The 12,449-nt window shown below is 62.8% G+C and carries 9 protein-coding genes; 8 read left to right on the plus strand and 1 reads right to left on the minus strand.

Annotated elements, in window-relative coordinates; translation table 11 throughout:
- Positions 1-94: 94 nt before the first annotated feature.
- From CUV01_RS17840 to glmM, 5 genes are all read left to right on the plus strand, one after another.
- Positions 95-2,665, plus strand: a complete 2,571-nt coding sequence (locus tag CUV01_RS17840; RefSeq protein ID WP_101461650.1) for a putative PEP-binding protein — start codon at positions 95-97, stop codon at positions 2,663-2,665.
- A gap of 72 nt (positions 2,666-2,737) precedes the next feature.
- Positions 2,738-3,565 (plus strand): cell wall hydrolase, encoded by an 828-nt coding sequence (locus CUV01_RS20320; RefSeq protein ID WP_338418323.1) that lies wholly within the window; start codon positions 2,738-2,740, stop codon positions 3,563-3,565.
- Between the two features lie 99 nt (positions 3,566-3,664).
- Positions 3,665-4,456: a dihydroneopterin aldolase gene (locus tag CUV01_RS17850; RefSeq protein WP_232962345.1), complete on the plus strand. Its 792-nt coding sequence runs from the start codon at positions 3,665-3,667 to the stop codon at positions 4,454-4,456.
- A complete protein-coding gene (gene folP / locus CUV01_RS17855; protein ID WP_101461652.1) occupies positions 4,453-5,439 on the plus strand; it encodes a dihydropteroate synthase in 987 nt (328 codons plus the stop codon). The genes CUV01_RS17850 and folP overlap by 4 nt, the downstream gene beginning before the upstream one ends.
- Positions 5,436-6,779, plus strand: a complete 1,344-nt coding sequence (glmM, locus tag CUV01_RS17860) for a phosphoglucosamine mutase (protein ID WP_101461653.1) — start codon at positions 5,436-5,438, stop codon at positions 6,777-6,779. The genes folP and glmM overlap by 4 nt, the downstream gene beginning before the upstream one ends.
- Here glmM and CUV01_RS17865 read toward each other — a convergent pair.
- On the minus strand, positions 6,776-8,608 hold the full coding sequence (locus tag CUV01_RS17865; protein WP_101461654.1) for an ABC-F family ATP-binding cassette domain-containing protein: 1,833 nt from the start codon (positions 8,606-8,608) through the stop codon (positions 6,776-6,778). The two genes, glmM and CUV01_RS17865, sit on opposite strands and share 4 nt — an antisense overlap.
- 134 nt (positions 8,609-8,742) lie before the next feature.
- On the opposite strand from CUV01_RS17865, the gene CUV01_RS17870 reads away from it, so the two are divergent.
- The 3 genes from CUV01_RS17870 (at position 8,743) to metK (ending at position 12,447) form a co-directional block, all read left to right on the plus strand.
- The gene (locus CUV01_RS17870; protein ID WP_101461655.1) at positions 8,743-9,741 is read left to right on the plus strand and encodes a Fe(3+) ABC transporter substrate-binding protein; all 999 of its coding nucleotides are present in this window, start codon (positions 8,743-8,745) and stop codon (positions 9,739-9,741) included.
- Positions 9,742-9,870: 129 nt separating this feature from the next.
- A complete protein-coding gene (gene ahcY, locus CUV01_RS17875; RefSeq protein ID WP_101462211.1) occupies positions 9,871-11,262 on the plus strand; it encodes an adenosylhomocysteinase in 1,392 nt (463 codons plus the stop codon).
- A 3-nt stretch (positions 11,263-11,265) separates the two neighbouring features.
- Positions 11,266-12,447 (plus strand): methionine adenosyltransferase, encoded by a 1,182-nt coding sequence (gene metK, locus CUV01_RS17880; RefSeq protein ID WP_101461656.1) that lies wholly within the window; start codon positions 11,266-11,268, stop codon positions 12,445-12,447.
- The last annotated feature ends 2 nt before the right edge of the window (positions 12,448-12,449 follow it).

Raw genomic sequence — 12,449 nt, forward strand, 5'->3', positions numbered from 1 at the left:
CACCTGTAAAGGGCCCGATTCGGGACCCGGTCAGACCAAGCCCGCGCCAGTTCGCACTTGCAGCAATTTCATAACGCGTTATTGCTAAAGTATTATGACCAGTTCGCTTGCCAGTGACGCCGTCCTCATCACGCCTTCGGCGGGGATTGAACGCACACAGCATGGCTGGCGTGCCAAATGCCTGCAACGGCTGGTGCGCATGGATCTTCCGGTACCGCGCAGTCATGCGATCTCGTCGGAATGTGTTCAGCAAATCGCGACGGGGCATCCTCCGGACGAGGCAATGCTTGCCCGTTTGCTGGGCGAACCCGATAATGTCAGCACGGGCGCCTTTGGTTTGATCAGCGTCCGACCCTCTGCCGTAGACCCCGAATGGGGCGGGCCGGGGACGGTTCTGAACGTCGGCATCAACCACGAACGGCACAAGGCGCTGTCTAAACGGATCGGCCAAGAGGCCGCCGACGCCCTGTACCTGCATTTCGTCCAATCCTACGCCACGCATATTGCGCGTCTCGACCCCGACATGTTCGCGCAGGATGGCAAAGGTGCGCTGGCCGAGGCGCTGCGCAGCTATGCCGACGAAATGGACGAGGAATTCCCGCAAGACCCCGCCGTTCAGCTAACCGAAGTGCTGCGATCCATGGCGCGGGCCTGGGATGGGCCGACCGCGCGGCTTTTGCGTCAGGCCCAAGGGGCGCCTGCGGATGCACCCCTTGGGCTGGTAGTGCAGGACATGGCGCTTGGCATGGGGCCGGGTTTCTGCGGCTCGGGCACGATCCAGTTCGTCGACAGCGTCACCGGCGCGCCGCGCATCACCGGCCGGTTTCGCGGTCAGATGCAAGGCAGCGTTCGTGCCAGCGACAGCGAAACGCTGTTCCTGACCAAGGACGACCGTGGCCCGGCGCTGGAAGATGCCGCACCGGAGGTTTTTGCCGATCTGGTGCGCTCTGGCGTGGCGGCGCGCGAACGGCTGCGCGAAGAGATGCAGATCGAGTTCGTCGTGAATGAAGGTCGGGTCTCGATCATTGATGCCGTCAGGCTGCAGCGCAGTTCCCGCGCCTCTGTGCGGATCGCGGTGGCGCTGGCCAATGATGGCGTGATCCCCCCCGAAGAGGCCGTGATGCGGGTCGAACCGCGCGCCCTTTCGGATCTGCTGCATCATCAGGTCGATCCGCGCGCGCCGCGCGATCTGTTCGCGCGCGGCATCAATGCCAGCCCTGGTGCCGCAACCGGCAAGATCGTCTTTTCCGCCGCCGCAGCGCAAGCCAGCGCCGCGCAGGGTGAGCCCTGCGTTCTGGTGAGGCGCGAAACCGTGCCAGAGGATATTCGCGGCATGCATGCCTCTGTCGCCGTTCTGACCGAGCGCGGCGGCCCCACCAGCCACGCAGCGGTGATCGCACGCGGTCTGGGCCTGCCCTGCATCGTGGGCGCCATCGGCATCAGCATCGATGCGCGGGCCCGTGTGCTGCGTGCGGGCCATCGCAGTTTCCGCGAAGGCGACGAGATTACCATTGACGGCACCACCGGCGAGGTGCTGGCAGGTGCCGCGGAAATGCTGGAACCGGCGCTGGACGACAGCTTTGCGCAATTGCTGCAATGGGCCGATCAGTTCCGCCAGCTTGACGTGCGCGCCAATGCAGACACGCCGGAGGACGCCCGCACCGCGCGTATGTTCAATGCGCAGGGCATCGGGCTGTGCCGCACCGAGCACATGTTCTTTGATGCCGACCGCCTGCCTGCCATGCGCGAGATGATATTTGCCGACAAGCCCGAAGACCGGCGTCTGGCACTGGAACGCATCCTGCCGATGCAGCGCGATGATTTCGCGGATCTGTTCCAGATCATGGCCGGCCTGCCGGTGACGATCCGCCTGTTCGACCCGCCGCTGCATGAATTCCTGCCGCATGACCGCGAGGGGATGCGTGCGCTGGCCGAATCCCTGGACATGCCGCTGTCGGACGTTGTCCGGCGCGTGGATGCGCTGTCGGAATTCAATCCCATGCTGGGGCTGCGCGGTGTACGTCTGGGAATCGTCATGCCCGAGATCTACGAAATGCAGGCCCGTGCCATCTTTGAGGCCACTGCTTTGGCCAGTCGGCAGGGCGATCCGGTGGTGCCTGAGATCATGATCCCGCTGGTCAGTGCGATGCGCGAGGTCGAGCTGGTCAAGAACCGTGTCGATTCCGTCGCCGCCGAGGTTCGCAACAAGATGCGCGCCGACTTCACCTATCGTCTGGGTGTCATGGTCGAAACCCCGCGCGCCGCCTTGCGAGCCGGCGACATCGCCACGCATGCCGCGTTTCTGTCATTCGGGACGAACGACCTGACGCAGATGACCTATGGCCTGTCACGCGACGATGCGGGCCGTTTTATGGGCGCCTATGTCAATCAGGGCGTCTACGAAGAGGACCCGTTCCACATCCTTGATCAAGAGGGCGTGGGCGAGTTGCTGATGATCGGGGCCGAGCGCGCGCGCGCGGTCAGCCCTGACATCACTCTGTCTGTGTGCGGCGAACATGGCGGCAACCCGGAATCCATAGCTTTTTGTCACCGGGCGGGCTTTTCCTATGTCTCATGCTCGCCGTTTCGGGTACCCGTCGCAAGCTTGGCAAGCGCGCAGGAATCGATTCGCGCCAGCAGAGCGGATTCGGACGCGCCTGCATGACAGCACGCGCTTAATAGGCCCGATCCGGCCCTAAAAATCGGTGCAAATTGCTGATTTCCGCCAATTTTTAACGTGATCATCGGCGGAATACTGCCAATTCTGCACCGCAGCATCCTGTTTCGGGAACTCACGCGTCTGTGCGGTAGAAAGCGCGTCGCTAAAAACCCTATCACCCTCGTCGATCAACTGGATCGGTCATCTGCTCTGACCGGTCTTGCCCGGAACGGGCGACCCAATGACACGAATGATACAGGTAAGATTATGCTCAAGCTGCTGACAAAACTGACGCGAAATTGTCTCAGTATTGCGGTTGTTCCCGCCCTCGTTGCCGGTGCTGCCCATGCGACCGGCTCTGCCCGCACGACTGCCTATCCCGACACTTCCATGCACGGGATCAGCGCACCCATGGATATGCCGCGGCCACGCCCGCTGCTCTATACAGATGCCGAGCCCGTCCAGATCGAAGGCGGACCTGAACAGATTTATCTGACCAGCACCACCGGCGCCTATACGGGCGGCGATCTCGATTGTATGGCAGAGGCGCTGTACTTTGAGGCGCGTGGCGAAGGCCGCAAGGGTCAGGCAGCCGTGGCCGAGGTCATCCTGAACCGGGTCAAGAGCAGCCGTTTCCCGAACAGCGTGTGCGGCGTGATCAACCAGCGCAGCCAGTTCAGCTATACCATCGGCGGTCGCAAAACGATCCGTAGCCGTGGCACCTATCTGCGTGTCCGTCAGGTCGCTGAAACGGCCCTGTCCGGCGGCACCGGCAATCTGACCAATGGTGCGACCTATTTCCATACGCCGGCCGTGCGTCCCGCCTGGTCGCGCCGTTTCCAGCGCACCATTCAGATCGGTCGCCACATTTTCTATCGCACCGGCCAGCGCATCGCGTCGAACTGACACCGCGCAAGTCCAGCCCATATTGCAAGCCGCCCGCCTCTGGCCGGGCGGCTTTCGCTTGACCCTTGCGCGATCAGCCGTTTGCTGGGAAACCAAACCATGATGGAACAGGCCGACAGAATCCACCTGCGCGACTTTATCATAACCGCCGAGATCGGCGCGTTTCAGTCCGAGCGTGGAAACGAGCAGCGCTTGCGCTTTAATCTGACGGTGGATCTGGCCAAGCCCGTGACCGGAGCCGAGGATCAGGTTGACCGAATCCTGTCCTATGACGTGCTGACCAAGGCCGTCGCAAGCGGCTTGGCCGACCGCCGTTATGACCTGCTGGAAACCCTGGCCGAGAAAATAGCCGCAGAGGTGCTGAGCCACCGCGCCGCGGCGAAAATCGAGGTCAGCATCGAAAAGCTTGACCGTATTCCAGGCGCGCTTGGCGTCACCATCACCCGCGATTCCGGGCTGGTCGCGGCAGAAACAGGTGCGCCGCAGCCGGTCGTTCTGTTTCTGGACAAGGACATGTCCCTGACACCGACCGAGTCGCTGGTGATCGTTCCCGACGCGCCTGCTCTGCCGCTGCCGACGGGCGGCGATCATCGGCGCATTGCATTGCTGGCGCTGGATCAGGCGGCCTGGGCGCTGGCCGGTCGCCTTGGGCTGGATGTGGCCGACAGCCGGACCGAGATCGACTGGTCCATCAGCGCCGGGCTGCCGCTGGTCTGGGCCCCCTGCCGCATGACGGCCGATATCCCCAACCTGCCCGCCCATCCCCATGCGCTGGCCTTTTGGCTGGCGGGGTTGCTGGGCGCGGCCAGGCTGGATTTTGCACTGCCCGCTGACCGCACCCTGCCGGACCTGCCCGCTGACTTCAGCCTGCCGGTGGGCCGCCATAAATGACCCGGGACGCCTATTACCGGCCTATCCCGACGCCGCTGACGGGTCGCTGGCAACTCGCAGGCGGCTGGACCCGGTTTTCCCAGTTCGAACTGCTGCGCCGCGGAGAACAGCCGATCATCGTCGACACCGCCCCCGAGGCGGTGATGCAGGCGCTGACCGCACCACGTGCCGATCTGCTGGGCCTGCCGCTCGACCGCCCCCGGATCATGGGGATCGTCAATGCGACGCCCGACAGCTTTTCCGATGGCGGCGCTTATGAGCCGACCCGCCATGCACAGACGTTGCTGGATGAGGGCGCCGATCTGCTGGATATCGGCGGCGAATCCACCCGTCCCGGAGCTGTCGAAATGGCTGCGTCGGATGAAATCGCACGAATAGAGCCCGTCATCCGCGCCATGGCCGGCCACGCGCCAATCTCGGCCGATACGCGCAAGGCCAGCGTGGCGCGTGCCGCGCTAAAGGCCGGCGCAGGCATGATCAATGATGTCTCAGGCTTTGATTTCGATCCTGCGCTGGCCGGTGTGCTGGCCGATGCAGGCGCTCCGGTCTGCCTGATGCATGCGCAGGGCTTGCCCGCAGACATGCAGGACGATCCGCATTACGGCGATGTGTTGCTGGACGTTTATGATGCGCTGGCCAAACGGATCGACGGTGCCGTTGCGTCAGGGATCGAACGCGCGCGCATCTTGATTGATCCGGGCATTGGTTTCGGCAAGACAAGCGCGCATAATCTGTCCATCCTGCGGCGGATTTCGCTGTTTCACGGTTTGGGCTGTCCGGTGCTGCTGGGCGTCTCGCGCAAGCGCTTCATCGGCACCATAGGCGGTGCCGAGACGGCATCGGAACGGGCGCCCGGCACGCTGGCACTGACCATCGCGGCAGCGGCGCAGGGGATACAGATACACCGCGTCCATGACGTGGCAATGATAAAACAGGGTTTGCGTCTTTGGGACGCATTGAGCGGTGAGGCCGAAGTATCATGAGCAGAAAGCTATTTGGAACCGATGGGGTCAGGGGCCGGGCGAATACCTATCCGATGACCGCTGAAATGGCACTGCGCCTCGGTGCGGCGGCGGGACGTTATTTCCGCCGCGACGGACGCAACGGACACCGCGTGGTGATCGGCAAGGACACGCGGCTTTCGGGCTATATGATCGAGAACGCGCTGACCGCCGGGCTGACCAGCACCGGCATGAACGTGCTGCTGCTGGGTCCGGTGCCAACGCCGGCTGTGGGATTTTTGACGCGCTCGATGCGTGCGGATGTGGGCATCATGATCTCGGCCAGCCACAATCCGGCCTGCGACAATGGCATCAAGTTCTTTGGCCCCGATGGCTTCAAGCTGTCCGACGAGGCCGAGGCAGAAATCGAGCGTATCGTCGCGGAAGAAATCACCCCCGCCCAGCCCGAGAATATCGGCCGCGCCAAGCGGATCGACGACGGTCGCGGGCGCTATGTCGAATATGCCAAGACCACCTTCCCGACCGGGCAGCGACTGGACGGGCTGAAAGTGGTTGTCGATTGCGCCAATGGTGCGGCCTATCGCGCGGCACCCGAGGTCTTGTGGGAACTGGGCGCCGAGGTGATCCCCGTGGGCGTCGAGCCCGATGGCTTCAACATCAATGACGGCGTCGGCAGCACACATCCCGAGGCATGCGCACGCGCGGTGCTGGCGCATGGCGCCGATCTGGGCATCTCGCTGGACGGCGATGCCGACCGGGTGGCTGTGATCGACGAACTGGGTCGCCTGGCCGATGGCGATCAGATCATGGCGTTGCTTGCGGGCCGGTGGGCGGAAGAAGGCCGGCTGAAGGGCGGCGCGCTGGTTGCAACGGTGATGTCCAATCTTGGCCTGGAACGGTTCCTTGAAGGGCGCGGACTGCGGCTGGAACGGACCAAGGTCGGCGACCGCTATGTGGTCGAGCGGATGCGCGGACAGGGCTTTAATCTGGGTGGCGAGCAATCGGGCCATATCGTGATGACCGATTACGCAACCACGGGCGACGGCTTGATCGCGGGGCTGCAATTCCTGGCAGCCATGGCCGATAGCGGCCAGCCCGCCAGCCAGTTGGTGGCGCAGTTCGATCCGGTACCGCAAATGCTGAAAAACGTCCGCTTTGCCGCTGGCGCCGATCCGCTGTCGGCAGATCCTGTCAAGGCTGTCATCGCCGAGGCGGAACGCCGCTTGCAGGGCCATGGCCGCGTGCTGATCCGCAAGTCGGGCACCGAGCCGCTGATCCGGGTGATGGCAGAGGCCGAGGACGAGGCCGTTCTGCGCGATGTCGTGGACGGGATCGTGGCGGCGGTCGAACGGGCGGCCTAGGCCGAGGCTTTTTCCTCAAGCATCAGCCATTCCTCTTCGGCTTCGGCCAGTTTCGCCTGCCGGTCGGCCAGCCCTTCGCTGGCCTTCTGGAACTTGGCCGGCGCGGTGCTGAAGAGGTCTGGGTCCGACAAGAATATGCCCAGCTTGGCGATCTCGGCTTCCAGCCGTTCGATGATCCCCGGCAACGTCTCTAGCCGGTGCTTTTCGGTAAAGCTCAGCCCGTCGCGCGCCGGTTTCGGCTTATCATTCGCCCTATCGGCGGTGGCCCTGGGCGTTTCCGGCGGGGATGTGGGCGCGGGCAGAGTGCCTTCGTTCGCACTCTCTGGGCGCTGCGCGCGATAGTCGGACCAGCCACCCGGATAGATCACGGCGCGGCCATCGCCTTCCATCGCGATGGTGGTGTCGGCAACCCGGTCAATGAAATCGCGGTCGTGGCTGACCAGCAGCACGGTCCCGTCATACTCGCCCAGGATATCCTGCAGCAGATCCAGCGTTTCCACGTCCAGATCGTTGGTTGGTTCGTCCAGGACCAGCAGGTTGGACGGATGCGCCATGATCCGCGCCAGCAACAGCCGCGCCTTTTCGCCGCCCGACAGGCTGCGAACCGGCGCGCGGACCTGTCCCTCATCGAACAGGAAATCCTTGAGATAGCCGACCACATGCCGGGGAACGCCGCGCACCATGACCTGATCGGCCCGGCCCGAAACCCGCATATCGGGATCACCCGTCAGGCTGTCCCACAAGCTTGCATCCGGGTCCAACGCCGCACGGGTCTGGTCGAAGACGGCAATATCCAGATTGGTCCCGTGGACCACGCTGCCCTCGTCAGTTGCGATCTCACCGGTCAGCATCTTGATCAGGGTGGTCTTGCCCACGCCGTTGGGCCCGACAAAGGCCACGCGGTCACCACGCAACACGCGCAGATCAAAGGGCCGCAGGATCACGCGGTCGCCAAAGACCTTGCTGATGCCGCGCGCCTCGATCACCCGCTTGCCTGATTGCTGACCCGCATCCAGCGCCATTGCTGCCGTGCCTTGCCGTCTGATCTGCGAACTGCGCTCGGCCCGCAGCGCCTGCAACGCGCGAACACGACCCTGATTGCGCTTGCGCCGGGCGCTGATGCCTTCGACCGCCCACCGCGCCTCTGCCTTGATCTTGCGATCCAGCTTGTGACGGGCCTCATCCTCGGCGGCCCAGGTCGTCTCGCGCCATTCCTCAAAGGCTTCAAAGCCCTTTTCCTGTCGACGGACAGCACCGCGGTCGATCCACAGCGTCGCCCGCGCCAGGGCACGCAGAAAGGCGCGGTCGTGGCTGATCAGCACGAAGGCGGATTTCGTCGCTTTCAGCTGTTCTTCGAGCCAGCCGATCGCCTGGATGTCCAGATGGTTGGTCGGTTCGTCCAGCAGCATCAAATCTGGCGCCTCGGCCAGCAGGCGAGCCAGCGCCGCCCGACGACGTTCCCCACCCGATGCGGTGGCGACGGAGCGGTCAGGATCGAATTTCAACCCTTCGGCCGCCATTTCAACGCGGTAGTCCTGCCCCTCGTCCAGTCCGGCACGGGCAAAATCGCCAAGCGTTTCAAAGCTGGACAGATCCGGGTCCTGCTCCATATAGCCGACGCTGGTGCCCAACGGGGTCACAACTTCGCCCCGGTCCGCCTCGACCAATCGCGCCATGACCTTCATCAGGGTCGATTTTCCCGAGCCATTGCGCCCAACCAACGCCACCCGATCGCCTGGCTGAATGGTCAGGGACAGGTTTTCGAAAACGGGTTCGCCGCCGAAGGTCAGGGAAATATCGGTCAGTTGTAACAGGGGTGCGCGTGCCATGGCCGGGCAGGTAATGCGTGTCAGGTGCCGGGTCAATCGCTGGCAGTATCTTATTTTTTTGGTCGGATATTCGGTTGACGCGGTGATTTTCTGCTGTATCAAGCTTGCATATTGACTGACTAAAGGAGTCGACTATGCGCCCTCTGATCCTGACCGCCCTTTTGGGTGCGACCGCCCTGCCCGCATTTGCGCAAGAGGTGAACGTCTATTCGCACCGCCAGCCAGAGCTGCTGCAGCCGCTGGTCGATGCGTTTACCGCCGAGACCGGCATCACCGTGAACGTCGCCTTTGTCGACAAGGGCATGGTTGAGCGCCTGAAGGCCGAGGGCGATCGCAGCCCGGCTGATCTGATCATGACCGTTGATGTTGCGCGTCTGGGCGAGGTCAAGGATGCCGGCGTGACCCAGGCGGTCGAGGACGAGGCTCTGGCCGTGATCCCCGAAGGGCTGCGCGACGCCGACAACCAGTGGTTCGGCCTGACCACCCGCGCCCGTATCGTTTATGCCAGCGCCGAGCGCGTTGCCGATGGCGAGGTGACCACCTATGAGGATCTGGCGGACCCGAAATGGCAGGGTCGCATCTGCACCCGTCCCTTCACCCATGATTACAACGTGGCGCTGACGGCGGCCTATCTGGCCCATCACGGCGCCGAGGAAACAAAAACCTGGCTCGAGGGCATCAAGGCCAATCTGGCCAAGAAACCCGAAGGCGGCGATCGCGATCAGGTCAAATCGATCTGGGCCGGTGAGTGCGATATCAGCGTGGGCAACACCTATTACATGGGTGCGATGCTGAAGGATGACGAACAGAAGGAATGGGCCAACTCCGTGCGCATCGTCTTTCCGACCTTTGCCGATGGTGGCACCCATGTGAACGTGTCGGGCGTGGCAATGACCACCTCTGCCCCGAACAAGGAAGCCGCGCAGCAATTCATGGATTTCCTCGTCAGCGACGAGGCGCAGGCGATCTATGCCGAGACGAACAACGAATTCCCCGTCTCGGATCATGTCGAACCTTCGGAACTGGTGGCAAGCTGGGGTGAGTTCACCCCCGACACCACGCCGCTGACCGAGATCAGCGCCCTGCGCCCCGAAGCCCTGAAACTGATCGAAGAGGTCAATTTCGACGGCTGAGGCCTGCCTGATTGCATCGACAATGCCGGGGCCTCGCGCTCCGGCATCTTTCGTTTCGACAAAGTGCTTTCGGCCCGGTGGCGTTTGGCCTATGTCGCTGTCTCAATCGGAATTCCTAAGGATCGCGATGTGACCGATCATATCATCAAGGATATCTCGCTGGCCGAATATGGCCGTAAAGAGCTGGATATAGCTGAAACCGAAATGCCCGGCCTGATGGCCTTGCGGGCCGAATATGGCGAGGCAAAGCCTTTGGCAGGCGCGCGCATCGCCGGCAGTCTGCACATGACCGTGCAAACCGCCGTGCTGATCGAAACCTTGACGGCACTGGGCGCGGATGTGCGTTGGGCAAGCTGCAACATCTATTCGACGCAGGACCATGCAGCCGCGGCGATTGCGGCAACCGGTGTGCCGGTCTTTGCCATCAAGGGCGAGACGCTGCCGGAATACTGGTCCTATACCGATCGGATTTTCCAGTTCGCCGAGGGTCCCGCGAACATGATCCTGGACGATGGCGGCGATGCCACCATGTATATCCTGCTGGGTGCGCGGGCCGAGGCGGGCGAAACCGGCCTGATCGAAACGCCCACCAGCGAGGAAGAAGAGGCGCTGTTTGCGCAGATAAAGAAGCGGCTGACCCAAAGCCCCGGTTGGTTCGCCGCGCAGCGCGATGCGCTGCAAGGTGTGACCGAGGAAACCACGACCGGCGTGCATCGCCTTTACGATCTGCACAAGAAAGGCCTGCTGCCCTTCCCCGCGATCAACGTGAATGACAGCGTCACCAAGTCGAAATTCGACAACAAATACGGCTGCAAGGAATCGCTGGTCGATGGCATCCGCCGCGCCACCGACGTGATGATGGCCGGCAAGGTGGCCGTCGTCTGCGGCTATGGTGATGTCGGCAAGGGTTCTGCCGCATCCTTGCGCGGTGCCGGTGCCCGCGTGAAAGTGACCGAGGTCGATCCGATCTGCGCGCTGCAAGCCGCGATGGACGGGTTCGAAGTGGTCACGCTGGAAGATGTGGCCGACAGCGCCGATATCTTCATCACAACCACAGGCAATCGCGATGTGATCCGGCTGGACCACATGCGCATGATGAAGGACATGGCGATCGTCGGGAATATCGGCCATTTCGACAATGAAATTCAGGTCGCCGCGCTGAAAAACCACAAATGGACCAATGTGAAGGATCAGGTGGACATGATCGAGATGCCCTCGGGCAATCGCATCATCCTGCTGAGCCAGGGCCGTCTGCTGAACCTTGGCAATGCCACCGGCCATCCCTCATTCGTGATGTCGGCCAGCTTTACCAATCAGGTGCTGGCCCAGATCGAGCTGTTCACAAAGGGCGACGAATACCAGCCCGGCGTCTATATCCTGCCTAAGGCGCTGGACGAAAAAGTCGCGCGGCTGCATCTGGACAAGATCGGCGTCAAGCTGAGCACACTGTCGCAGGAACAGGCCGACTATATCGGCGTGACGCCCGAGGGCCCCTTCAAATCCGATCAATACCGGTACTGACATATGAGCGAATATTCGTTGTTCACCTCGGAATCCGTATCCGAGGGCCATCCAGACAAGATCGCCGATCAGATCTCTGACGCGGTTCTCGACGCCATCATCGCCGAGGACCCGCGCGCGCGTGTCGCCTGCGAGACCATGGTAAAGACCGGCGTCGCGATCATTTCGGGCGAGATCACCACGACGGCCTGGGTCGATCTGGAATCTATCGTGCGCGGGGTGATCAACGGTATCGGCTATACCAGCAGCGATGTGGGCTTTGACGGGGCCACCTGTTCGGTGATCAATATCATCGGCAAGCAGGCACCCGAAATCGCGCAGGGCGTGGATCGCCAAAACCTTGAGGAACAGGGCGCCGGCGATCAGGGCCTGATGTTCGGCTATGCCAGCAATGAAACCGACGTGCTGATGCCTGCACCGATCACCTATGCCCATCGTCTGGTCGAACGCCAATCCGCCGTGCGCCGTGATGGCACGCTGCCCTGGCTGCGGCCCGACGCGAAATCGCAGGTCACACTGCGCTATGGCGCGGATGGCAAACCCGAGGGCGTGGACGCGCTGGTCCTGTCGACCCAGCACAACCCCGAAATCAGCCAGGCCGATCTGCGCGAGGCGGTGATGGAAGAGATCATCAAGCCAGTGATGCCTGCCGGCTGGCTTGGTGCCGAGGCCAAGCTGTACATAAACCCGACCGGCAGTTTTGTGACCGGCGGTCCGGTTGGCGATTGCGGTCTGACCGGGCGCAAGATCATCGTCGACAGCTATGGTGGCATGGCGCGGCATGGCGGGGGCGCGTTTTCGGGAAAGGACCCCAGCAAGGTCGACCGTTCCGCGGCCTATGCCGGGCGTTGGGTGGCCAAGAATATCGTCGCCGCCGGTCTGGCCGAACGCTGCGAAATTCAGGTCAGCTATGCCATCGGGGTGGCCGAACCGACCTCGATCAGCATCAACACCTTTGGTACCGAAACTCGTCCCGCGGAACAGATCATCCAGGCCGTGCGCGAGGTGTTCGACCTGCGACCTTTTGCGATCATCCGCGATCTGGATCTGCTGCACCCGATCTATCGACCGACCGCCAGCTATGGGCATTTCGGTCGCGATCCGTACCAGCTGGCAGGCGCAACCGCGTTCAGTTGGGAAAAGACCGACCGGGCCGATGCGCTGCAAGCGGCGATTTCGGGCTGATC

The sequence above is a fragment of the Paracoccus tegillarcae genome (assembly GCF_002847305.1).
Taxonomy (GTDB): Bacteria; Pseudomonadota; Alphaproteobacteria; order Rhodobacterales; family Rhodobacteraceae; genus Paracoccus; species Paracoccus tegillarcae.